The sequence below is a fragment of the Collinsella sp. CM84Y_54 genome, assembly GCF_036317945.1.
In the GTDB taxonomy this organism is placed as follows: Bacteria; Actinomycetota; Coriobacteriia; order Coriobacteriales; family Coriobacteriaceae; genus Collinsella.
Window position 1 is genome coordinate 252671 of record NZ_JAWQCX010000001.1, and the last position, 23581, is coordinate 276251.

A 23581-nucleotide genomic window follows, 5' to 3' on the forward strand; every position below is an offset into this window, starting at 1 on the left:
TTTTGAAAGGCTGCACATGAGCGATAGCCAGAACATGTCCGATGAGGTACGCGCCCGCCTGCGCGCCATTCCTTCCGTCAACGAGCTGCTTGCCGAGTGGCCGGTAGTGAAGGCGGCGGGGGAGACCTGCGACGCGGTGGTGCATGCCGCCGTCACGGCCGAGCTCGACGAGGAGCGCGCCGCGATTCGTGCCGGCGCGGCCCCGCGCTCTAAGCGCGACCTAGCCTCGGCGATCGAGTGGCGTGCGCATCGCTCCGCGCTGCCGAGCCTGCGTCCCGCCGTCAACGCCACGGGTGTGGTTATCCATACCAACTTGGGTCGCGCCCCGCTCGCGGAATCAGCTGCCAAAGCCGTGGCCGAGGTCGCGCGCGGGTATAGCACGCTCGAGTACAGCGTCGACACCTGTTCGCGCGGGTCGCGCAAGGAACATGCCGCGCAGCTGATCCGCTCGCTTACCGGTGCCGAGGACGCGCTGGTCGTTAATAACAACGCCGCCGCGGTACTGCTGGTGCTGGCGACCCATGCCGCGGGCAAAGAGGTCATCGTCAGCCGCGGCGAGCTTGTCGAGATCGGCGGCAGCTTCCGCATCCCCGATGTCATGGCGGCTTCGGGCGCCAAACTCGTCGAGGTCGGCGCCACCAACCGCACGCACCTGGGCGACTACGAGCGCGCCATCACGCCCGAAACGGCCATGATCCTCAAGGTTCATCCTTCCAACTATCGCATCGAGGGTTTTCACGAGGAAGTGAGCTCAAGGGAGCTCGCCGCCCTGGCCCACAAGCATGGTCTGCTGTTCTACGAGGACCAGGGTTCGGGCGCGCTTTTGCCCGATGACATCCTGGTGCGCGGCGGCGAGGAGCCTACGCCGGCTTCGGTTTCAGCAGGGCTCGATCTGGTGTCGTGCTCGGGCGATAAACTGCTCGGTGCCGCACAGGCGGGCATTATCATGGGCCGTCGCGATCTGGTCCAGGCCTGTGGGTCGCATCCGCTTATGCGCGCCCTGCGCCCGGGTAAGCTCGCGCTGGCGGCACTCGAGGCTACACTGCGCATCTACATGGACGGTGCCGACGTGGCCCATCGTGATATTCCGGTGCTCAGTATGCTTACGATGTCACAGGCCCATTTGGAACGACGTGCCCGCAAGCTGCGCGATCGTATGATCGCCGGGCTTGATAAGGCTGGCTGCCCGTGTGCCGTGCAGGTGGAAATCGTCGAGGAGTCGTCGACTCCCGGCGGCGGCTCGCTGCCTACCGTCGAGCTGCCCACCATGTGTGTTGCCGTGTGCCTCGTCGATGAGCGTCTTTCCGTTGACGCGCTCAAGCGCTCGCTCGTCCAAGATTTCGACACGCCGGTCGTCACGCGAACCTCGCACAATCGCATTTTGTTTGACGTCCGTACGCTTGTGGGCGACCGCGATATCGAGACGGCGGCGTCGACGCTTGCCGCAGGCGTTGAGAAGGCGATTGCTCGATGAGTGAGGTTCAGGCGCTGGTGGAGTGTCCCGTTATCGTTGGCACGGCGGGCCACGTTGACCACGGCAAGTCGGCATTGATCGAGGCGCTGACCGGCAAGAATCCCGACCGTCTGGAGGTTGAGCGCCGTCGCGGTATGACCGTGGAGCTTGGCTTTGGCGAGCTGGCACTGCCGAGTGGCAAGATCGTTGGCCTGGTCGACGTGCCGGGCCACGCGCATTACCTGCGCGCCATGGTGCAGGGTGCGACAGGCATCGACGTTGCCGTGCTGGTGGTCTCTGCCGTTGAGGGTGTAATGCCGCAGACGCGCGAGCACGTGCACGTGCTGGAGCTGCTGGGCGTCACGCATATGGTGGTGGCGCTGACGATGTGTGACCTGGCCGATGCCGAGATGACCGAGCTTGCCGAGCTCGACGTCGATGATTTTTTGTCGGACACCGTGTTTGCGGGCGCGTCGATTGTCCCCGTGTCGTCCAAGACTGGCGAGGGGATCGATGGCCTACTGGCTGCGCTTGACGAGCAGGTTGCCGCTTGCTGGGATGCTTGCCGTGCCCGTGCCGAGCTCACCGATGCCGCACCGCGTCTGCCTATCGACCGCTGCTTTACGATCAAGGGCACCGGCACCGTCGTGACGGGAACGCTGCACGATGCACCGGTTGCGGTGGGCGATGAGCTCGTCGCGCTGCCGTCGCGTACAGTCTGTCGCGTGCGCGGGATTCAGGTGCATGGCGACACGCAGCAGGCGCTGCCCGGTCAGCGTGTGGCGCTCAACCTGGTTGGTGACGGCGTCGCGGCACTTGACCGCGGCGAGATGCTCGGCGTGGAGGATCGCTTTGGCCAGACGCTGCGCTTTATGATGACGTTCACCTACCTGGGCCGCGAGGGCACCAAGCCGCGCGTGCTCGAGTCGGGCGCGCGTGTGCATGTGATGGCCGGCACGGCCGAGGTCGTCGGCCGCATCATGCTTTTGGAGGGCGAGGCCCCCATGGCGGTGGGCGAGACCCGTACCGTTCAGGTGCGCCTGGAGGAGCCATTGCCGCTGCGCGCCGGAGACCATGCCGTGGTGCTGTCGTATTCGCCCGTTATGCTCATCGGCGGCGGGCGCGTGCTGCTATCGCGCTGCCGTCGCTCGCGCGAGCTTTCGGCGGGGGAGCGTGCGCTGTATGTGGCGCTCGAGTCCGGCGATATCGTGGGCGCGGTGGGTGCGTTGCTGGCGCTGCAAGCGCTGCCGGTTGCGGCTGCCGATGTTACCGCGGCGCTCGATCTTGTTGCCGGTGAGGCTGAGGCAGCGTTGCGCGAGTTGGTGGCGAAGGGCGCTGCTTGCACGCTTGCTGGTTCGGATGGCTCGCTGTATGCAGATGCTTCCGCGCTCGATGCCGCGATGGGTACGCTGGCGGCGACCCTGTCCACCATGCACGCGGCTGCCCCCAAGGAGACGGGCTTTACGCCCGGCGCGGTCGCCCATGCCGCCTGGCCCGCTGCGGATGAAGCCGTTGCCGCGGCGTTGATTGCCGAGGGCTGCTCACGTGGCGTGTGCGCCGCCGAGGGCGCCGAGGTGTTCGACCCGCACTCCGCTGCCGCCGCGGCGCGTGTGGTGCGCGAGGCCTGCGAACGTATCGTTGCCTTGCTGGACGAAGCCGGCCTCGATGCACCGACGTTGCCCGAGGTGGGCGAGCAGTTGCAGCTCGATCGCGACACCATGACGCGCGCCCTGCGCGAGCTTTCGCTCAACCGTTCCATCGTAAAGATCGAGCGTGATGTGGCCCTGTCTGCTGCCGCTGAGGCCCATGTGCGCGAGCTTGTTGCCGCCGCCATTGAGGCAGCCGGCGGTGCTGCCACCACGAGCGTGCTGCGCGAGGCCCTGGGTGTGTCGCGCAAACGTGCCATCAGCATCTTGGAGCACCTGGATGCCGTGCACTTTACGGTGCTCGACAAGGACGCCGGCGGCCTGCGCTCCCTGCGCTAGATTGGCTGCTCGGTTTGGTAAAATATCGCCGCACTTGGGAACGGATGGGCTCCGGTGGGCTCCGCGGTCCTCAAAACCGTTGCGAGGCGTGCAAAACGTCTTGGATGTGTTCGATTCACATACGTTCCCGCCATACGCTACCAGCGCTTTTGTGCTCGCGGTCTTGCTGCGTGCCGCAAAGGCGCTGTTTTGTTTTTGCACGAGCTTTTCGTGGCGCCGCTATTTCGGCGGCGGTATTTAGCTTCGTGCATCGGGTTTCGAGCATGCCGATGGGGGTGTTTTGCCGTATGACTACCGTAAGACGGGCCGATCTTTCTTGCGTCGTCCAAGCGGGCGGGCTGTCGTCGCGCATGGGTTGCGACAAGGCGCGGATGTTGTTTTGCGGTGAGCCGCTCATCGAACGCGTTCTGGGTCGGCTGGCGCAAGTTGCCGGCGAATTGGTCGTGACGACCTCGCGTCCCAGCGAGCTTGCCTATCTTGAAGAGCACGCGTTTGGCGGTCTTGTGCCTCGCGTGGTAGCGGACCTTGAAGGGTCGGCAGGCGCCATGCGCGGCATTGCGAGCTCGCTGGCTGCGGCTCGGCTACCGCTTGTTGCCATCGTCGCCTGCGATATGCCGTTTGTCTCGCCGGAACTCATCGGCGCGCTTGCCGATCGTGCTGAGGTCGAGGCGCTCGACGTGTGCGTGCCGCGCGAGGAGCGGGGGATTGAGCCGCTTTGCGCCGTCTGGCGCCGTGACGCGTGTACGCCGGTTGCCCATGAGCTGCTCGCCTGCGACCGTCAGCGAATTCGCTGCCTGATCGACCGAGTGAACGCTGGGTATTTGGATGAGCCTCAGATTGTTGAGGTCGCAGGCTCGACGCTCTGCTTCGAAAACGTTAATACGCCCGAGGAGTTTGCGGCGGCCGAGTTACTCGCCTAGACGATTGGAGTTGTCATGTCTCACGATATTTGTCCCGACACGGGAGAGCCTTGCACTTGCGACGGGTCCGAACCCTGTACCTGCGGTTGCGGTGGCTGTGGACATACCGCGGAAGAGGAAGCGGCCGCCGCGGCGAATCGTGAGGCACACCGCGAAGGCCCGTCCGGTGATGCCCTTGACCACGAACGCAAGATTATCGTGTCGTTCGACAGCACTTTCGATGTGATGGAATGCGAACAGCTGTGTCTTGCCGCCGGTGTGCCCGGGCGCATCATGCCGCTGCCCGGCTCCATCACCGCCGGCTGCGGGCTGTGCTGGGCCATGCCGTTCTCGGGCGACGCTCTCGCCGCCTTCCGCGCCGCCACTGAGGGCCGCATAACCCCTGCCGACTACCATCAGCTCGTCCTCTAACCACCAACACCACCACAAAGGTGCCTGTCCCCAATGTGGTGGTTTGGAACACGTGGACGAAACAGGTTTGAAACACGGGTTTTGCATGTCAGGCACTCAAAAACGCTTCTACCTGCATCGTAATCAAAACGAAACATCTGCTCGTCGGCTTATGCGAAACTTTGCTGCAACAGTGCGATATTATCCATACTCGATAAAGTTCGCGGCGCATAGGGTGCCGCGACCGACATTTTTCGTTTCCCATCATTGGAGGAAGCATGAGCTACACGCAGAAAGTTCTCGAAGAGCTCAAGGCCCGCTATCCCGAGCAGCCTGAGTTCATCCAGGCCGCGACCGAGATCCTCGGCACGATCCAGCCGGCGCTCGACGCCCACCCCGAGTACGAAGAGGCCGCCCTGCTGGAGCGCCTCGTCGAGCCCGAGCGCATCGTCATGTTCCGTGTTCCCTGGGTCGACGACCAGGGCAAGGTTCAGGTCAACCGCGGTTATCGCGTCGAGTTCAACTCTGCCATTGGGCCCTACAAGGGCGGTCTGCGCTTTAACCCGACGGTCACCTTGGGTATGCTCAAGTTCTTGGGTCTGGAGCAGATTCTCAAGAACAGCCTGACCACCCTTCCCATGGGCGGCGGCAAGGGCGGCTCCGACTTTGACCCCAAGGGCAAGTCCAACAACGAGATCATGCACTTCTGCCAGTCCTTCATGACCGAGCTCTATCGCCACATTGGCCCCAACACCGACGTTCCCGCCGGCGACCTGGGCGTTGGCGGCCGCGAGGTTGCCTACATGTTCGGTCAGTACAAGCGCCTGACCAACGAGTGGACCGGCGTCCTCACCGGCAAGGGCCTCTCCTTTGGCGGCTCGCTCGCCCGTACCGAGGCCACCGGTTACGGTCTGGTCTACTTTGTGGACGAGTACCTCAAGAGCCGCGGCGACTCCTTCGAGGGCAAGAACGTCGTCGTTCACGGCTCCGGTAACGTCGCCATCTACGCGGTCCAGAAGGTCGCCCAGCTCGGCGGCAAGGTGCTGGCCTGCTCCGATACCCACGGCTGGGTCGAGGATCCCGACGGCATCGACTACACCGTGCTCGAGCACGTCTACAACAAGAAGCGCTCTGGCCACGACAAGGGCGTCACGCTCGCTATGTACGTTGACGAGAAGCCCAACGCCGTGTGGCACGAGGGCGACGGCCGCGGCGTGTGGCAGCTGCCCTGCGACATCGCGCTGCCCTGCGCTCGCGAGAACACGCTGCTGCTCGAGGACGCCCAGGCGCTCGTCGCCAACGGCTGCAAGGTGGTCGGCGAGGGCGCGAACATGCCCACGACCATTGAGGCCACGACTTACTTCCAGGAGAACGGCGTCGCCTTTATGCCTGGTAAGGCTGCCAACGCCGGCGGCGTGCTCGTGTCCGGCCTGGAGATGAGCCAGAACGCCGAGCACCTGTCCTGGACCTTCGAGGAGGTCGACGGCAAGCTCGAGCAGCTCATGCGCGGCATGTTCCACAACGTGGACGACACCGCCAAGGAGTATGGCCAGGAGGGCAACTTTGTCATGGGCGCCAACATCGCCGGCTTCCTGAAGGTCGCCGACGCCATGCTCGCCCAGGGCGTCTGCTAAATCTTTGCTTGACATAGCATGTGATGAGGCTCCCAGTCATCTTGGCTGGGAGCCTTTTTTGATCCGCATGCGACGGAGGAAAACGGATCATTTTGTCCCGATACGAGCTGTGCGCTCACGTTTGGTACACTTAAAGGTACTGGACAAGTGGAGAGATGGGGGAGAACGTGCTCAAGTTCGGTACCTACGTCCGTGTTGGAAACGCGGCCGAAGCCTATGAGCTCTTACAGAAGAACCGCAACAACAAGATTGTGGGCGGCGGCATCTGGATGCGCCTGGGTTCGCGTCGAGTGGCGACGGCGATTGACCTTTCGGCCTGCGGGCTCGATCAAATTGAGGAGACCGAGACCGAGTTTCGCATCGGTGCCATGTGTACCCTGCGCCAGCTCGAGCGCCATGCCGAGCTCAACGCACTTGTCAACCATGTCTTTGAGTTCGCCGTCCACGATATCGTGGGCGTGCAGCTGCGTAACACCGCCACGGTGGGCGGCAGCATCTATGGTCGCTTTGGCTTCTCTGACGTGCTCTCGGCGTTCCTGGCGCTCGATTCGTATGTTGAGCTGACGGGCGCCGGCCGCGTGCCGCTCGCCGAGTTCGTCGACATGGGCTACGTGCGCGACGTTATTGAGCATGTCGTGGTCGTCAAGCACGATTACCGTGCGAGCTACGAGGCCGTGCGCAAGGCCGCGACGGACTTCCCCTCACTGAACGTCACCGCCGCCTGGTGGGACAACAGCTGGCATGTCACCGTGGGTGCCCGCCCGCTGCGCGCGACCCTGCTGCAGGGCGAGGTATGTGGCCTTACCGCCGAGCAGCCTTCCGAGGACGAGCTGCGCGCCCTGGCCGCATCCGTGCGTGCCCTGAGCTACGGCACCAACCTGTGGGGCTCGGCTGACTACCGCCGCCGCATCTCTGCCCCGCTTGCCGTGCAGGCCGTGCGCCGCGCCGCCGGCATCGAGCTTTCGGCCGCGCTTGCCCGCGAGCTCGAGACCGTGCAAGTGCCCAAGTTTGCCACGGACGAGTATTCCTGCCGCCGCGTGCCCGGCGTCGATTCTAGCGAGGTGCGCTAATGGCTGCCAAACTCATCGATCTTTCCTTTACGCTCAACGGCCGTAAGGTCAAGGTTCAGATTGCCCCCGACACCATGCTCTTCGCGCTGCTGCGCGAGCAGGGTTGCGCGTCGGTGCGCTGTGCCTGCGAAACCACCAACTGCGGCCTGTGCACGGTGTGGCTCGACGGCGATCCGGTGCTGAGCTGCTCGGTTCCCGCCGCCCGTGTTGAGGGCCGCTCCATCACCACGCTTGAGGGCCTTAAGGCCGAGTCCGAGGCGCTGGCCCGTGCGATGGCTGCCGAAGGTGCCGAGCAGTGCGGTTTTTGCGCCCCCGGCCTCATCATGAACGTGCTGGCGCTCGCCCGCGCCGCCAAGGAGGACCGGAGCCTCGTCGCCACGCGCGAGGAGCTCTCGCGCCAGCTCGCCGGCAACCTCTGCCGTTGCAGCGGCTACGAGAGCCAGCTGCGCGCCATCGTGCGCTTTCTCAACGAATCTGGCGTACAGGTGGGCTTTGAGATGCCCGAGCTGCCGGTCAACGACACCAGCTGCGATGGCGTCTCGTACAAGCAAATCACCCACAAGCAGCCCAAGAAGGACTCGAAGGCCCTGCTCGAGGGTCGTCCCGTCTACACGGGCGACCTGGTGCCCGCCGGCGCGCTCATCGTCAAGCTCAAGCGCAGCCCGTATGCGCGCGCCAAGATCCGCTCCATCGATACGTCGCGCGCCCTGAAGGTGCCCGGCGTGGTGGGCGTTTACACCTACGAGGACGTGCCCAAGCGCCGCTTTACCATCGCCGGCCAGAGCTATCCGCAGCCGAGTCCCTACGACCGCTTGATCCTCGAGAACCTCGTCCGTTACCAAAACGAGGAGGTGGCGATCGTCGCCGCTGAGACCGAGGAGGCCGCCGACAAGGCGCTCAAGCTCATCAAGGTCGACTATGAGGTGCTCGAGCCGCTGCTCGACTTTACCCAGGCGCTCGATAATGACATCGTGGTCCACCCCGAGGGCGACGTGACCTTTATGTTCCCGCAGGGCGGCGACGTCCCGCGCAACTTGGTATGCAGCGGTACCAGCGATTTTGGCAACCTTGACGAGGCGTTTGCCCAGAGCGACATCGTCTTCACCCGCACCTACACCAGCCAGGCCACGCAGACTGCGCCCATGGAGACCTTCCGCGCCTTCGCGACGACCGACGCGTTCGGGCGCATCTCGGTGACCACCTCGACGCAGGTGCCCTTCCACGTGCGTCGCATGGTCGCGCAGTCGCTCGACATTCCGCAGTCGCAGGTGCAGGTCATTAAGCCGCGCATCGGCGGCGGCTTTGGCTCCAAGCAGACGGGCTGCTGCGAGATCTTCGTGGCGTTCGTGACCCAGCAGACTGGCCGTCCGAGCTACTGCTGCTACACCCGCGAGGAGACCATCACCGCAGGCAACTCGCGCCACCAGATGCAGATGACCGTCAAGCTGGGCGCCATGAACGACGGCACCATCACGGCCATCGACCTGCATACGCTGTCCAATGCCGGTGCGTATGGCGAGCACGCCACCACGACGATCGGCCTTTCGGGTCACAAGAGCCTGCCCATCTACAACCACGTGAAGGCGAGCCGCTTTAGCTGGGACGCCGTCTACACCAACACTAACCGCGGCGGCGCGTATCGCGGCTACGGTGCCACCCAGGGCCAGTTTGCCGTGGAGAGCGCCGTCAACGAACTCGCCGACATGCTGCACATGGACCCCGCCGACCTGCGCCTTAAGAACATCGTGCGCGAGGGCGAGATCATGCCGCAGTACTACAACGAGAAGCTCAACGCCTGCGCGCTCGACCGCTGCCTGCTGCGCGCGATGGACATGATCGGTTGGCGTGACAAGCCGCTGGCCGTAGACCTGGGCGACCGTGTGCGCGCCCTGGGCTGTGCGCTCACCATGCAGGGCTCGGGCATTTCCAACGTGGATATCGCCGGCATCGACATGCGCCTGGAAGAGGACGGCTTCATTACCATCGGCACCGGCGCCACCGATAACGGCATGGGCGTCGACACGATCCTGGCGCAGATTGCCGCCGAGGAGCTGGGCGTGGAGAGCTCGCTGATCGTGGTGCGCGGCGTGGACACCGACGTGTCGCCGTTCGATGCCGGCTCGTACGCGAGCTCGGGCACGTACGTGACGGGCCTGGCAGCCAAGAACGCTGCGACCGAGCTGCGCGAGAAGATCTGCACCAAGGCCGCCCAGATGTGGGACGTGGATGCCGCCGATGTGGTCTTCGACGGCCAGTACGTGCGTCTTTCCGACGAGCGCGCCGCGCGCGAGCAGAACCGCTACCTCACGCTGCGCGACTTTGCCAACCTGTGCGTCAAGAACATCGCGGGCGGCGACGCGCTCACCTCGCACGCCTCTGCCTGCCTGCCTGTTTCGCCTCCGCCGTTTATGGCCGGCATTGCCGAGGTCGAGGTCGACAAGGCCACCGGCAAGGTGACTGTGGTGGACTACGCGGCAGCTGTGGACTGCGGCACCGTGATCAACGAGGCGCTCGCGCGCGTCCAGGCCGAGGGCGGCATTGCCCAGGGTATCGGCCACGCGCTCTACGAGATCGTCGAGCACGATGATCGCGGCCGCCTGCGCACCGGCAACTTTATGAGCTACAAGCTGCCCACGCGCCTGGATATCGGCAGCATTCGCGTGGCCTTTGAGCCGAGCTACGAGCCGACGGGCCCGTTTGGCGCCAAGTCGATCGGCGAGGTCGTCATCAACACGCCGCTCGCCGCCGTGGCCTCGGCCGTTGCGCACGCCACCGGACACCAGGTGCGCTCGCTGCCCATCACGCCCGAGAAGGCCCTGCTGGGGGAGTAGCGGGTCAGCGAACAAGTCGTAATTGGCGGGGCGGGGCAACTCGCCCCGCCTTCTGCACTCGTGGTGAGGTCGTGAGCCTGTAAAAGGTGTGCGTGCGCTTGCCGCTAGTATCTGCTATCATTCCTAGTCTGTGCGCTCATGCGGGCGTGGCGGAATTGGTAGACGCGCCAGATTTAGGTTCTGGTGGGATTCCCGTGAAGGTTCGAGTCCTTTCGCCCGCACCAACGCACCCGCGTCGGCTTATGCCCTCGCGACGCTTGTTGCATAAAGGTACCAGCACCTCAGATAAGCTGGGCAGTATGAGGAGGAACGTGTTGAACATCACCGCTTCTGACGTCAAGGACGCCAAGCTCACCGCTACGGTCACCATCCCGGCCGCCGACGTCGACGCCGCGATCAAGAAGGCCTACAAGGACACCGCCAAGAAGTACCGCTTCCCGGGCTTCCGCGCCGGTAAGGCCCCCCGTCCGGTCATCGACTCTGCTCTTGGCGCCGAGGCTACCCTCGCTCAGGCCACCAACGACCTGATCGCCGCCAACGAGCCCGCCGTCCTCAACGAGCTGGACATCGTCCCCACCAAGAACGGTGACTACAAGGACCTCGACCTCGCCAAGGATCACGAGGACTACACCTACACCGTCGAGTTCTCCCTGCGTCCCGCTGCTGAGCTCTCCTCCTTCGACGCTGTCGAGATCGAGATGCCCCCTGCGGAGGTCACCGAGTCCGAGATCAACAACCAGGTTGAGATGCTCCTCAACTACCGTGCCACCTTCGAGGACGTCGAGGGTCGCGCCGTCGAGGCCGAGGACTACGTTACCGTCGACCTCAAGGCCGTCGAGAACGCCGACAACTTTGCCGCCGAGGGCCGCATGCTCATCGCCGGTAGCGACAGCAACCCCAAGGAGTTCAACGAGGCCCTGATCGGCGCCAACGTCGACGACGTCAAGACCGTCACCTGGACCGACGAGGTCGAGGAGGGCGAGGAGGCCGAGACCCACACCGTCGAGGTCACCGTCAAGGGCATCAAGGTCCGCAACACCCCCGAGCTCACCGACGAGCTCGTCAAGTCCGACTTTGGCTTTGACAGCATCGACGCCATGCGCGACGCCATCAAGCTCGAGATCGAGCAGGACAAGGCTTCCCGCCTCCCGGCCGAGAAGGAGAACCGTTGCGTCTCCGCTCTCGCCGAGCGCCTGCAGCTCGATGAGATGGACGCCGACTACGAGCAGTCCGTCTTTGAGGAGCTTGGCCAGAACTTCCTGTCCAACCTCGCTGCCCGCGGCATGACGCTCGACACTTGGCTGCCCGCTTCCGGTCTGACCATGGAGCAGTTCATCGGCGACCTGCACAAGCAGGCCAACGACGTCGCCCGCGAGTCCCTGGCTCTCGACGCCCTCGCCCGTGAGCTCAAGATCGAGGTCACCGAGGACGACATCAACGCCGAGTTCGAGAAGGCCGGCGTCAAGGACGTCGAGGCTTCCAAGGCTGAGTTTATCGCCGATGGCCGTATGCCTGCCGTCCGCGAGTCCATCCGTCGCTCCAAGGCCGTCGACCACCTGGTCGAGAACGCCAAGGTGACCGAGGTCGACGAGACCGCCAAGGACGCCGAGTAATTCTCGCCACCTTGCCCGCGAGCGCATGCGTGCGCCCGTGATGGGGTAAAGTTATACACCGGTTATCCGGTAGCTTCGTACGGTGCCAGCCAATGCATAGCATGCGGGCACCGTACGTTTATCTTGAACCAATTTGGTCCGCAAGAGAGAAATGGAGATGCGTATGATCGCTAAGTTCGATTCCGCCCTCGTGCCATACGTTATCGAGCAGACGCCGCGCGGCGAGCGCAGCTACGATATCTATTCGCGCCTGCTCAACGACCGCATCATCTTCTTGGGCGAGGAGATCAACTCCGTCAGCGCCAACCTGGTCGTTGCCCAGCTGCTGCATCTTGAGAGCCAAGATGCCGAGAAGGATATCTCGCTCTACATCAATTCGCCCGGCGGCGAGGTCTACTCCGGTCTGGCGATTCTGGACACCATGAACTTCATTAAGCCGCAGGTCTCCACCATCTGCGTCGGTATGGCTGCGTCTATGGCCGCCGTGCTGCTTTCGGCCGGCGCCAAGGGCAAGCGCTTCTGCCTGCCGCATTCCAAGGTCATGATTCATCAGCCCAGCGGCGGTGCCCAGGGCCAGCAGACCGAGATCGAGATCGTGGCCGAGGAGATCAAGAAGACCCGCCGCGAGCTCAACAAGATCCTGTCCGACGCCTCGGGTCAGCCCATCGAGAAGGTCCAGGCCGATACCGAGCGCGACAACTACCTGACCGCTGCCGAGGCCCTCGACTACGGCCTGATTGACCGTATCGTCACCTCGCGCGACCTCGCCGCGAAGGACGCCTAGGATGGCCGGTAACATGCAGGACAACTTTGACGAGAACGGCAACCCCATCCGCTGCTCCTTCTGCGGAAAAGAGCAGGGGCAGGTTCGCCGCCTTGTTAAGGGTCCGACCAACATCTTTATCTGCGACGAGTGCGTCGCCGCCTGTTCCGAGATTTTGGAGGAGTCGCTGGCTTCGGACTTTATGGACGCCGCCCGCAACGGCAAGCTGCCGGGCTTCCTCAACGATCACGGCCAGGCTGCGTCCCAGCCTGCCATGGATCCCGAGGCCGAGGGCTTTGAGCTCGAGGACGACGCGCGCCAGGTCATCACGCACGTGCCGACGCCGCACGAGATCTATGACGAGCTTTCGGCCTATGTCATGGGCCAGGAAGACGCCAAGCGCGCCATGTCGGTTGCCGTGTACAACCACTATCGCCGCGTGATCGAGGGCGGCGCTGCGCTTTCGGCCTTTGACGACGGCTTGGATTCGCAGCTCGACGATGATATGGACGAGGTGGAGCTCGCCAAGTCCAACATTCTGCTGCTCGGCCCCACCGGTACCGGTAAGACGCTTCTGGCGCAGACGCTCGCGCGCATCCTCGAGGTGCCGTTTGCCATCGCCGACGCCACCGCGCTCACCGAGGCCGGTTACGTGGGCGAGGACGTGGAGAACATCCTGCTCAAGCTCATCAATGCCGCCGATGGCGATATTGAGCGCGCGCAGGTTGGCATTATCTACGTGGACGAGATCGACAAGATCGCCCGCAAGGCCGAGAACCTCTCCATTACCCGCGATGTTTCGGGCGAGGGCGTTCAGCAGGCACTGCTTAAGATTCTTGAGGGCACGGTGGCAAGCGTTCCGCCCACCGGCGGCCGCAAGCATCCCCAGCAGGAGCTGCTGCAGATCGACACGACCAACATCCTGTTTATCTGCGGCGGTGCCTTTGTGGGTTTGGACAAGATCATCGCCGACCGCGTGGGCAACAAGGGCGTGGGCTTTAACTCTGAGATCGCCGGCCCCACCTCGGTCGACGAGAACGACCTGCTGCGCCAGGTGCTTCCGCAGGACCTCAACGCCTTTGGCATGATCCCCGAGTTTGTGGGACGTACGCCCGTCGTCACCCAGACACAGGCGCTCGACGAGGACGATCTGGTGTCAATCCTGACCGAGCCCAAGAACGCCGTGGTGCGTCAGTACCGCAAGATGTTCCAGCTCGAGGACGTTGAGCTTGAGTTTGAGAACGCCGCCCTGCACGAGATCGCCCGCATGGCGCTTGCCCGCAAGACCGGCGCCCGCGGCCTGCGCTCCATCTGCGAGGACGTGCTGCAGCAGACGATGTTCGATCTCCCCAGCGAGGAGGGCGTTGCCAAAGTCGTCGTAACCGAAGCGGCCGTCAAGGGCGAAGAGCAACCCCAGCGCATCTACGGCTAAACCAGCCTAAAACGTGTTTGCAAATAGCCTCTGACCATCCGCGGTCGGAGGCTATTTTATATATACGCAATAACCCCAACTACCTGTGCTATTCTGTGTGTTTGTTTAAGCCTCGGCAAAGTCAATTCAGACTGAAGTAATCGATACCTAAGGGGAGGAATGTAGGCCCGATTTTCGTAGATTCCGCACGAGCCGAAGACCACTTAATGTGGTCTTCGAGCGAGCCCAGGACCTGACCGAGCGAAAATCGGGCCTACATTCCTCCCCGGCGGGACAGGGAGAGATATATGGAAGAGATGCCCAAGAACTATGATCCGTCGACCAACGAGCCGGCGATCCTGCAGAAGTGGCTCGACGGCGGCTACTACAAGCGCCGCGAGGGCGTGGGCGACTGCACCGTAACCATTCCGCCTCCCAACGTGACCGGCAAGCTCCACATGGGTCACGCCACCGACGACTCCATCCAGGACGCCATCATCCGTATGGCCCGCATGCGCGGCAAGTCTACGCGCTGGGTGCTCGGTACCGATCATGCTGGTATCGCTACGCAGACCAAGGTCGACAAGAAGCTCAAGAGCGAGGGCATTAGCCGCCTGGAGATCGGTCGCGACAAGTTTGTCGACGCCTGCTGGGATTGGACCCACGAGTACGGCGGCATCATCGTCGAGCAGATCAAGCGTATGGGCTGCTCCGTCGACTTTGATAACGAGCGCTTCACCATGGACGAGGACTACGCCCAGGCCGTGCGCAAGGTGTTCTGCGACTGGTACCACGACGGCCTGATCTATCGCGGCAAGCGCATCGTCAACTGGTGTCCCAACTGCACTACCGCCATCTCGGACGACGAGGCCGAGTACAAGGACGAGAAGGGCCATCTGTGGCACCTGCGCTACCCGCTGACCGAGCCGGTCAACGGCCAGGACTATATCGTCGTCGCCACCACGCGCCCCGAGACCATGCTCGGCGACACGGGCGTCGCCGTCTCCCCGAAGGACCCCGAGAAGGCCGCCTTTGTGGGTAAGACCGTCAGGCTCCCCATCGTCGACCGCGAGATCCCCATCTTTGAGGATTGGCATGTCGACGCCAACTTTGGCTCCGGCTTCGTTAAGGTCACCCCGGCCCACGATCCCAACGACTACGCCATGGGTCAGGCCCACGACCTGCCGCAGATCAATATCTTCGACGAGCATGCGGTGGTCGTTGAGGGTTACGGCGAGTTCACCGGCATGAACCGCGACGAGTGCCGCGAGGCCGTCATCAAGTGGTTTGAGGAGCACGACCTGCTCGATCACGTCGACGAACTCGATCACTCCGTCATGCACTGCTACCGTTGCGACTCCGCGCTGGAGCCGTGGCTTTCCGAGCAGTGGTTCGTGGCAGTCGACAAGCTCAAGGGGCCGGCGCTTGACGCCGTCAACTCCGGTAAGGTCACCTTCCACCCCGCGCGCTGGACGCAGACCTACACCACCTGGATGGAGAACCTCAAGGACTGGTGCATTTCGCGCCAGCTGTGGTGGGGCCACCGCATCCCCGTGTTCTACTGCGAGGACTGCGGCTGGGAGGACGCCCTTACCGAGGACACCGACGTGTGCCCCAAGTGCGGCGGCCATCACGTGCATCAGGACGAGAATGTGCTGGACACCTGGTTCAGCTCGCAGCTGTGGACCTTTGCCACGCAGGGCTGGCCGCAAAAGCCGGAGCTGCTCGAGGGCCATCACCCCACGACGGCGCTCGTCACCGCGCGCGACATCATCGCGCTGTGGGTTGCCCGCATGGTCATGAGCTCGCTGTACTTCCTGGACGAGGTGCCGTTTAAGGATGTCGTCATCTACCCGACGATTCTTGCCAAGGACGGCAGCCGCATGTCCAAGTCCAAGGGCAACGGCGTTGACCCCATGGACCTCATCGGCATGTACGGCGCCGACGCCATGCGCTTCAACCTGCTGACGCTCTGCACCAACAACCAGGACGTCAAGTTCGACGCGAACATCGACAAGAAGACCAAGAAGCTCATCGACAGCCCGCGCACCGAGCAGGCCAAGTCGTTTGTGACCAAGATCTGGAACGCCAGCCGCTTCCTGCTTATGAACATGGAGGGCTACACGCCCGGCGAGCCCGTCGTGGAGACGCCGGCCGACGCCTGGATGTTCAGCCGCCTGGCCAAGGCCGTCAAGATGGTCACCGAAGGCATCGAGAACTACACCTTTGGCGACATGGCCCGCGGCGTGCAGCAGTTCTTCTGGAACGAGGTATGCGACTGGTACGTCGAGGTCACCAAGGCCCGCCTGAAGGGCGAGGGTCGTCTGCAGGCGCAGCGTAACCTGATCTTTGTACTCGACACCTCCATTCGCCTGATGCACCCGCTCATGCCGTTTGTCACCGAGGAAATCTGGGACAACATGCCGGCGAGCGTGCTCGACCTGGATGCCGAGGGCAACGTGGATCGCGCCGAGGCGCTCATGATCGCCAAGTGGCCCGAGCCCGCCGACTACGCCAAGTATGTCGACGAGGACGCCGAGCGCGCGTTTGAGCTGTGCCGCACCGTCGTGTCCGCCGCCCGCGCCACGCGTTCGCGTTATCGCTTGAGCCCCAAGGCCGAGCTCGACGTGGTCGTGCGCGCCGGCGCCGAGGACATCGCGAAGCTCGAGAGCCTGCGCTCGACCATCGAGCCGCTGGCCAACACTGCCTCGCTGGTCATGGGTACCGACGTTGAGAAGCCGGCTGCGAGCATCGCCGTGGTCGACAGCGGCGTCGAGGTCTTTGTGGTGCTCGAGGGCAAGGTTGACCTTTCGGCCGAGAAGGCACGCCTGGAGAAGGAGATTGCCGCGGCTCAGAAGGAGCTTGCCGGCTGCGAGAAGACGCTCGCCAACGAGGGCTTTGTGGCTAAGGCTGCGCCCGCCGTGGTCCAGAAGAAGAGGGACCGTGCAGCTGAGCTCAAGGAGATCCTGGCGGCGCTGACTGCTCAGGTTGCTGACTTCTCGTAGGCGGTACTGGGGGGCGCGGTTACGGGGGCGTCCGCTGCCCGGTAGGGCCACTGGGTTGTGGCCTTGAATCTGCTGCAAGCGGGGTTTGGCTGATATTTTGAATGGGAGGGGCTCGTTGTTGCTTACGGGCCTCTTTTTATGTTGAGGGGACTTTGGTTATGGCGAAGCGTTCTGGGTTGTATTCGGTGCCGTTTGGGGTTCCGGAACTTTCTTTTGATGAGGCTGTTGCACTTGCGGCCGATACGGGCAAGATTGCGCGCTATTCCACGCCGCTGCTCGAGACCGTCGTTGAGATGCTCGATGAGCTTGGTCGTCCTGACGAGTTCTATGATTGCGTCCAGATAGCCGGTACCAATGGAAAGACCTCGACGACGCGATTCTCGGCTGCCATTCTTCGTGGTGAGGGCCTTAAGACGGCGCTCTTTACGTCTCCTCATCTGGTGCGTTATCCCGAGCGTATGGAGATTGATGGAAAGGTCGTCTCAGACGAGGTCTTTGCCCATGGTGTCTCTGCGGCGTATGAGGCAGGTCGTCGTCTCAACGCACGTCGTGAGGCGGCGGGCGAGGAGCTCCGTGCTATTACGCCCTTCGATCTTTTGTCCGTGGCCGGTTTGACTATGTTTGCCGAGGCTTGCGTGGACGTGGCCGTGCTTGAGGTTGGCATGGGCGGACGCTGGGATGCTACGAGTGCGACCGATCCCGTGGCCGTCGCCATTACGGGCATTGGACTCGACCATACGAAGGTCCTTGGCGATACGCTCGAGGCCATTGCGGGGGAGAAGGCTGCGGTTATCAAATCCGGGCGTTTGGTTGTTTTGGGCGAGGGTACGCATGAGGCGAGCGTGCAGCGCGTGATGGATGCCCGTTGCCGCGAATGCGGTGTGGTGCCGCTCGTGGTGAACCATGTCACGACTAAGGTGCCGGCGCATGTGGGCGATACGGTTGAGTTCAGCTGCACCACGCCGCGCGCGATCTATACGTCGAGGATGGTTAAGCCGGCGTATCAGCCGCAGAATGCCGCGTGCGCGATTATGCTGTGCGAGGGGTATCTGGGCCGCGAGCTCGACCACGATGCGCTCGACGCTTCGCTTATGGGCTGCCCCACGCCGGGTCGCTTTGATGTGCTGGGAACCGATCCACTCAAGCTGATTGACGCCTGCCATAACCCCCAGAGCTGCGAGAACTTTGTGAGCGCCTTGGATGAGATCGATCCGTGCGTAGAGAATCGCCCTACGCTGCTGTGTGCCGCGCTGGCAGACAAAGACGTGGCGGGCATCGTCGACGTGCTTGTTCCGGCGTTCCCCCGTGTGGTCGTGACGCAGACCGATTCCGATCGCGCCCTGCCGGCAGAGGAGCTCGCTGCCCTGGTGGACGTAAACAAGCTGGCCGGTGTATACCCCAGCGTATCCGAGGCTCTCGCCGCCTTCGATGCCGCGGGCGAGCCCTTCGTAGCCGCCGGCACCATCACCCTAGCCGGCGAAGTAGCGGGGCTGCTCCGTTAACCCATCCCCTCATCAGTTGCGGTGAAATAGTTCCTATTTTTGGGTTCTAGCAGCCCAGGAACTATTCCACCGCAACTTAGTTTGGGGGCTTGGGGACCAGTCTAGCCTAGGCGGACTGGATCGTGGGGGTAGGCGTTGAGGATCTCGACGCCGGACTCGGTAACCAGGGCAAGGTCCTCGATGCGGACGCCGGTGCGGCCGGGGAGGTAGATGCCCGGCTCGATAGAGAACGTCATGTCCGGCTCTACGACCTGCTCGTTAACGAGCGAGACATCGCCCGGCTCGTGGTCCTGCAGACCGATCGAGTGCCCCAGGCGGTGCGTAAAGTACTGTCCATAGCCCGCATCCTCAATCACGTCTCGCGCGGCGCGGTCCAGGTCGCACATGCGCACGCCCGGTGCGATGAGCGCCTCGGCGGCCTCGTTGGCGCGGCGCACGATGTCGTAGATGTCTGCGGTCTCCTCGTCCGGCTCGCCCCAAAAGAACGTGCGCGTCATGTCCGAGCAGTAATTGCGATGACGCCCGCCAATGTCGAACAGCACCACGTCGCCGCGCTTGAGTACCGTATCGTCGGGCTCGTGATGCGGGTCTCCGGCGTTGGCGCCAAAGCTCACGATGGGTGGAAAGCTAAAGCCCTCGCAGTCGTGCTTGCGGTACAGGCCGAGCATCTGGTCGGCAATTTCGCACTCCGTCACGCCCTCGTGAACGAGTTTGATGGCATCGGCCATCACGGCGTCGTTGGCGGCCGAGGACACGCGCATGAGCTCCTGCTCGGCCTCATCCTTGTGGGTGCGTGCGGCGGTGACGGCAAAGTCGCCCAGGAAGAACTCGCTCGCGGCGCGACGATCCATGAGCGGCATCAAAAAGCCGGAGCGCATGACGGTGTCGATGCCGAGGGGCTTGGATGGATTGACCTCGCGAACGATGGCGTCGGCCGCGACTTCGGTGTCGGTGTGATAGGCGACGCGGGCATTGTCATATTCCGGCAGCTGATGCAGCGCGTTGACCAAGATTACGGGCTCGCTACCGCGTGCGAGCAGCACACCACAAAAACGCTCGAACATATCGGCATAAAAGCCGGTCAGGTAATAAATCGACCACGGGTCGTTTACAAGCAGCTGCGCGCCGGGGTGCTGAGCCTCGAGCGCATCGAGCACGCGCGCTACGCGCTGGTCATCGACATGTGCCATACATCGTCCTTTCGCTAGGGTGCCACCATGGTATCCCCAATGCCAGGGTAGTCAATTTGGGACGGGGCTATTTTAGCTGCGTCAAACATACGGAATGATTTTTCTGGGGTGGGCTGATAGGTAAAAGTAGTCAATACAGTCCCGTCCCGAATTAGCTGGTTTCAAAACTATGGCGGATTACGGGGCTGGACCTGTATTACTTGACTATGGGATAAATCGCGAAATTAAAACCGCAGGTAGACGGCTTATCAAAAATCGAAAATTGCCGGTATGGATGGGAGTCTCCGAATCAGCCCCGTAATCCGGCATGGTTTTGAAATGGCACTAAAGTAGGCACAGGCTAAATACCGATCCCAAGGAAAGTTGCGGTGGAATAGTTCCTGGATGCCGGCGTTTTGGCGGAAATCAGGAACTATTTCACCGCAATTGAGGAGGGACAGGGTGAATGGCGGGGTAGCTAAAAGAGCCCCGTCCCAAATAAGCTACCTAGGCAGGGTCGATGTCCATGCTGGCGATGAGGTTGATGCCCGTGTCGAGGAGGTCATCCAGAACGACGTCGCCCATGCGGATGGGGGCGTCGACGATCAGGCCGCGGATGAGGTCCATCGCCTGGGCGTGGAGTTCCAGCGGGATGGCTTCGGCCGTGCGCACGGGTAGCAGCGCCTCGTCGCCGCCGGATACGGCCACGGTGGTGGTGAGCACGCGCATAGGGCAGGTGAGCTCCTGATGCGCGAACGTATCGCCGCGGGGGCAGCTGTTGCCGGTCACGGAGCGCACCTCTACCACGGCGCCGTCTGCGTCACGCTCTACCTCTACGGTCAGGAGGCACTCGGATGGGCAGGTGGTGCAGTTGAACTGCAGCGTTTCGATCGCGTTTATGCTCATGGCCTTACGCCTCCTCAACGGGATCGACGGAAAGAACAATCTCGCTGACACCCAGGTCGAGTGTGCGCTGAATCACCTTTGCCGGCAGCGGGAAGCTTTCCATAACGCTCGGTTTGAACGGGCGGACCTTGCCTGCAAACAGTTCCTCGTCGCCTGCCAGAATGCGCACGCGGGCGGCATCGACCGGCCGGCGTACGCGGAAGTTGAGCTTAGTGAGCCCGACGGTCGTAATGCGGCCCGGCAGCGCGTAGCCCGCAATGCCAGCGGGAGAGACCGTGAGCTGGCAACCCGCGTCCGCCACTCCCGCTGCGGTGTCGACAGCCCCCAACGCCCACGCCGCCGCGGCTGCACCGGCGCGTTCGGACTCGGTCGTCACATTGTCTGCCAGGTCGTGCACGTGCAGCACGTTGCCACAGGCAAATATACCCGGCACGCCCGTCTGCAGACTCTGGTCCACCACGGCTCCGCGCGTACGTGGGTCCAGCTCCACGCCCGCGGCAACCGAAAGCTCGTTCTCGGGAATCAGACCCACCGAAAGCAGCAGCGTGTCGCACGGAACAACGCGCTCGGTTCCCGGAATGGGTGCCAGGTGCTCGTCGACCCGACTCACCTCGACGGCCTCCACGCGATTGCGCCCGATCACGCGCGTTACGGTGGTGGACAGGTGCAGCGGAATGCCAAAGTCGTCCAGGCAGTTTTTCACATTGCGGCGCAGGCCGTTAGCGTACGGCATGAGTTCGTACACGCCCTCGACCGAAATTCCCTCGAGCGTGCAGCGGCGTGCCATGATGAGTCCGATGTCGCCCGAGCCCAAAATGACGGCGCGCGAGCCAGGTTTGAGGTTCTCGATATTGATGTATCGCTGCGCCAGGCCGGCCGTAAACACGCCGGCGGGTCGGCTGCCGGGAATCTTGATCTCGCTGCGGGTGCGCTCACGGCAACCCATGGCAAGGACGACCGCGCGCCCGGTGAGCTGCAGCATGCCTGCGCAGCTCATGAGCGTGACGGTGTGGACCGCGGCATCTCCCGCGGCCTCGTCCACGCCCGAAGCGCTCGCGCCCTCGTCCGAATCAATCCCAAGCACCATGCTGCCCAAGTACAGCGCAATGTTGGTCTCGCGCACCTGGTCGATAAAGCGCTGCGCGTACTCGGGACCGGTGAGTTCCTGCTTAAAGTGCGAAAGGCCAAAACCGGGGTGGATGCACTGGCGCAGGATGCCGCCCAGATGCTGTACGCGTTCCACGATGGCTACGCTCGCGCCGGCCTTATGCGCGGCAAGCGCGGCCGCCATGCCGGCAGGGCCGCCGCCGATAACGACCACGTCGAACGCCTGCGTCTGCACCGCCTCGGTAGTTCCTGCCCCTGCGCGCCCGTCGCGTATATCAAGCGTCGCCATTCTAGCGCACCCCCTTCAGTGGTCCTTCGACCAGCCAAGAACCGGCATCCTCCAACAGCACTTCGCTGGGGTCGCAGCCCAGCTCGCGCGCCAGAATCGCCACCACGCGGCTCTGGCAAAAGCCGCTCTGACACCGACCCATGCCGGCACGACAGCGGCGCTTGACTCCCTCGACCGAAACCGCGCCCGGGCGGCGTCGAATCGCAGCCACGATTTCGGCCTCGGGCACCGTCTCGCAGCGGCAGACGATTTGTCCCCACGCGGGGTCGGTCTCAATGAGTTCTTCCTTACGCGCAAGCGGTGCGCGGTCAAAGTCGTCCGGCGCGCGGCGAATCGGGTTCCAATCGTCCCGTTCGCGCAGGTTCACGCCGGCATCGCGCAGTACCTGCTCCATGCGCTCGGCAATGGCCGGCGCGCTCGCCACGCCCGGCGACTGAATGCCCGCCGCCTGGAACAGTCCCGGCACCACGGCCGACTGCCCAATAAAGAAGTCGTTGGTCCCCTGAATGACCGGGCGACCGCCGGCAAACGCGCGGACTACGCGGCGAGTGTCCAAGCCGGGCACCAGCTTGCACGCGCCGCTCAGCAGCGCGTTGACATCGCTTGCATAGGTTTGCGTGTCGCCGGGCTCGCGCACGGCGGCCGTTGCGGTAATCACGGTGTTGCCATGTACGGTACCCGTGACGATAACGCCCTTGGACACCGGCGTTGGAACGGGGTAGAGCGGCATGAGCGCGCGCGGCTCTTTGTCCAGCACCACAATATTGCCCTGGCGCCAGACCATTTGGAACTCCTCGGCGCCCGCCATATGCGAGATGTCCGCGGCGCCGTTGCCCGCGGCGTTAATCAGGTAACGGCAGCGCACATTGCCGGCGGGCGTCACAAGCGTAAAGCGCGCGCGGCCCTTGCCGTCGGCGGCAGTGCCCCCGTCAGCGCCGTCGGCAACTTCAATGGCCTCCACCGGTGCGGAGCGCATAAACGTCACGCCGTTGGCAACCGCGTTCTCCAGCGCGGCGATGGCCACTTCAAACGGGTCGACGTAACCGGTCGAGGGGCACCACAACGCGCATGTTGCGTCGGCGCTGGCACGCGGTTCCAGCTCGCGGATACGCTTGGGGCCGATAATCGCCAGCTCGGGCACGCCGCTGGCAAGGCCATTCTGGCGCAGCTTCTCCAGGTGCGCTCGGTCTTCGTCGTTGAAGCCCAGCACCATCGACCCGGTGCGGCGGAACAAAAATCCCAGCTCCTGGGCCCAGGTGCCATACAGCTCGCAACCGCGGGCGTTGACCTGCGCCTTTACGGTGCCCGGCGCCGGATCGTAGCCGGCGTGCACCAGGCCGCCGTTGGCCTTCGACGCGCCCAGCGCGATATCGTTGGCCGCCTCGACCACGCAAGTGGACAAGTCATAGCGCGCGAGCTGCCACGCGATGGCGCACCCGGTGATGCCCGCGCCCACAATCGCGATATCAAACGTTTTTGCCACGGTGCCTCCCAGACGAGTTGACAGGCTGTCAATAGGACTATCCTACGGTC

General features: G+C 63.5%; 16 protein-coding genes and 2 tRNA genes. 14 read left to right on the top strand and 4 right to left on the bottom strand.

Annotated elements, in window-relative coordinates:
- Positions 1-16: 16 nt before the first annotated feature.
- From selA to V2391_RS01220, 14 genes are all read left to right on the top strand, one after another.
- Positions 17-1474, top strand: a complete 1458-nt coding sequence (gene selA, locus V2391_RS01155; RefSeq protein ID WP_329737919.1) for an L-seryl-tRNA(Sec) selenium transferase — start codon at positions 17-19, stop codon at positions 1472-1474.
- Positions 1471-3438: a selenocysteine-specific translation elongation factor gene (selB, locus tag V2391_RS01160; protein WP_329737920.1), complete on the top strand. Its 1968-nt coding sequence runs from the start codon at positions 1471-1473 to the stop codon at positions 3436-3438. The genes selA and selB overlap by 4 nt, the downstream gene beginning before the upstream one ends.
- Before the next feature lie 36 nt (positions 3439-3474).
- Positions 3475-3571 (top strand) — tRNA-Sec (locus V2391_RS01165).
- A 154-nt stretch (positions 3572-3725) separates the two neighbouring features.
- Positions 3726-4358: a molybdenum cofactor guanylyltransferase gene (mobA, locus tag V2391_RS01170; RefSeq protein ID WP_329737921.1), complete on the top strand. Its 633-nt coding sequence runs from the start codon at positions 3726-3728 to the stop codon at positions 4356-4358.
- Between the two features lie 15 nt (positions 4359-4373).
- Positions 4374-4769, top strand: coding sequence for a DUF3343 domain-containing protein (locus V2391_RS01175; RefSeq protein ID WP_329737922.1), 396 nt, complete (start codon positions 4374-4376; stop codon positions 4767-4769).
- A 257-nt stretch (positions 4770-5026) separates the two neighbouring features.
- Positions 5027-6382 (top strand): NADP-specific glutamate dehydrogenase, encoded by a 1356-nt coding sequence (gene gdhA / locus V2391_RS01180; RefSeq protein WP_154515369.1) that lies wholly within the window; start codon positions 5027-5029, stop codon positions 6380-6382.
- Between the two features lie 167 nt (positions 6383-6549).
- On the top strand, positions 6550-7452 hold the full coding sequence (locus V2391_RS01185) for an FAD binding domain-containing protein (RefSeq protein WP_329737923.1): 903 nt from the start codon (positions 6550-6552) through the stop codon (positions 7450-7452).
- Positions 7452-10283: a molybdopterin-dependent oxidoreductase gene (locus V2391_RS01190; protein WP_329737924.1), complete on the top strand. Its 2832-nt coding sequence runs from the start codon at positions 7452-7454 to the stop codon at positions 10281-10283. Before V2391_RS01185 ends, V2391_RS01190 begins: the two co-directional genes overlap by 1 nt.
- 140 nt (positions 10284-10423) lie before the next feature.
- A tRNA-Leu gene (locus V2391_RS01195) sits at positions 10424-10507 on the top strand.
- A gap of 87 nt (positions 10508-10594) precedes the next feature.
- On the top strand, positions 10595-11896 hold the full coding sequence (gene tig, locus V2391_RS01200) for a trigger factor (protein ID WP_329737925.1): 1302 nt from the start codon (positions 10595-10597) through the stop codon (positions 11894-11896).
- 163 nt (positions 11897-12059) lie between these two features.
- Positions 12060-12680: an ATP-dependent Clp protease proteolytic subunit gene (locus tag V2391_RS01205; protein WP_329737926.1), complete on the top strand. Its 621-nt coding sequence runs from the start codon at positions 12060-12062 to the stop codon at positions 12678-12680.
- A gap of 1 nt (position 12681) precedes the next feature.
- Positions 12682-14091, top strand: coding sequence for an ATP-dependent Clp protease ATP-binding subunit ClpX (gene clpX / locus V2391_RS01210; protein WP_329737927.1), 1410 nt, complete (start codon positions 12682-12684; stop codon positions 14089-14091).
- 287 nt (positions 14092-14378) lie between these two features.
- Positions 14379-17075 (top strand): valine--tRNA ligase, encoded by a 2697-nt coding sequence (locus V2391_RS01215; RefSeq protein ID WP_329737928.1) that lies wholly within the window; start codon positions 14379-14381, stop codon positions 17073-17075.
- A gap of 158 nt (positions 17076-17233) precedes the next feature.
- Positions 17234-18577, top strand: a complete 1344-nt coding sequence (locus tag V2391_RS01220) for a bifunctional folylpolyglutamate synthase/dihydrofolate synthase (RefSeq protein WP_329737929.1) — start codon at positions 17234-17236, stop codon at positions 18575-18577.
- A 101-nt stretch (positions 18578-18678) separates the two neighbouring features.
- On the opposite strand, the gene V2391_RS01225 is transcribed toward V2391_RS01220, so the two are convergent.
- The 4 genes from V2391_RS01225 to V2391_RS01240 all read right to left on the bottom strand — a co-directional run bounded on the left by V2391_RS01225 (position 18679) and on the right by V2391_RS01240 (position 23531).
- Positions 18679-19767, bottom strand: coding sequence for a M24 family metallopeptidase (locus V2391_RS01225; protein WP_329737930.1), 1089 nt, complete (start codon positions 19765-19767; stop codon positions 18679-18681).
- A 486-nt stretch (positions 19768-20253) separates the two neighbouring features.
- A complete protein-coding gene (locus V2391_RS01230) occupies positions 20254-20652 on the bottom strand; it encodes a DUF1667 domain-containing protein (protein WP_329737931.1) in 399 nt (132 codons plus the stop codon).
- A 4-nt stretch (positions 20653-20656) separates the two neighbouring features.
- The gene (locus V2391_RS01235) at positions 20657-22048 is read right to left on the bottom strand and encodes an NAD(P)/FAD-dependent oxidoreductase (RefSeq protein WP_329737932.1); all 1392 of its coding nucleotides are present in this window, start codon (positions 22046-22048) and stop codon (positions 20657-20659) included.
- 1 nt (position 22049) lies between these two features.
- A complete protein-coding gene (locus V2391_RS01240) occupies positions 22050-23531 on the bottom strand; it encodes an NAD(P)/FAD-dependent oxidoreductase (protein WP_329737933.1) in 1482 nt (493 codons plus the stop codon).
- Positions 23532-23581 lie beyond the last annotated feature (50 nt).

Excerpts from the sequence above, each read along its gene's own strand:
- selA (WP_329737919.1), top strand. The coding sequence starts at position 17 with ATGAGCGATAGCCAGAACATGTCCGATGAGGTACGCGCCCGCCTGCGC.
- selB (WP_329737920.1), top strand. The coding sequence starts at position 1,471 with ATGAGTGAGGTTCAGGCGCTGGTGGAGTGTCCCGTTATCGTTGGCACG.
- mobA (WP_329737921.1), top strand. The coding sequence starts at position 3,726 with ATGACTACCGTAAGACGGGCCGATCTTTCTTGCGTCGTCCAAGCGGGC.
- V2391_RS01175 (WP_329737922.1), top strand. The coding sequence starts at position 4,374 with ATGTCTCACGATATTTGTCCCGACACGGGAGAGCCTTGCACTTGCGAC.
- gdhA (WP_154515369.1), top strand. The coding sequence starts at position 5,027 with ATGAGCTACACGCAGAAAGTTCTCGAAGAGCTCAAGGCCCGCTATCCC.
- V2391_RS01190 (WP_329737924.1), top strand. The coding sequence starts at position 7,452 with ATGGCTGCCAAACTCATCGATCTTTCCTTTACGCTCAACGGCCGTAAG.
- V2391_RS01205 (WP_329737926.1), top strand. The coding sequence starts at position 12,060 with ATGATCGCTAAGTTCGATTCCGCCCTCGTGCCATACGTTATCGAGCAG.
- clpX (WP_329737927.1), top strand. The coding sequence starts at position 12,682 with ATGGCCGGTAACATGCAGGACAACTTTGACGAGAACGGCAACCCCATC.
- V2391_RS01215 (WP_329737928.1), top strand. The coding sequence starts at position 14,379 with ATGGAAGAGATGCCCAAGAACTATGATCCGTCGACCAACGAGCCGGCG.
- V2391_RS01220 (WP_329737929.1), top strand. The coding sequence starts at position 17,234 with ATGGCGAAGCGTTCTGGGTTGTATTCGGTGCCGTTTGGGGTTCCGGAA.
- V2391_RS01225 (WP_329737930.1), bottom strand. The coding sequence starts at position 19,767 with ATGGCACATGTCGATGACCAGCGCGTAGCGCGCGTGCTCGATGCGCTC.
- V2391_RS01230 (WP_329737931.1), bottom strand. The coding sequence starts at position 20,652 with ATGAGCATAAACGCGATCGAAACGCTGCAGTTCAACTGCACCACCTGC.
- V2391_RS01235 (WP_329737932.1), bottom strand. The coding sequence starts at position 22,048 with ATGGCGACGCTTGATATACGCGACGGGCGCGCAGGGGCAGGAACTACC.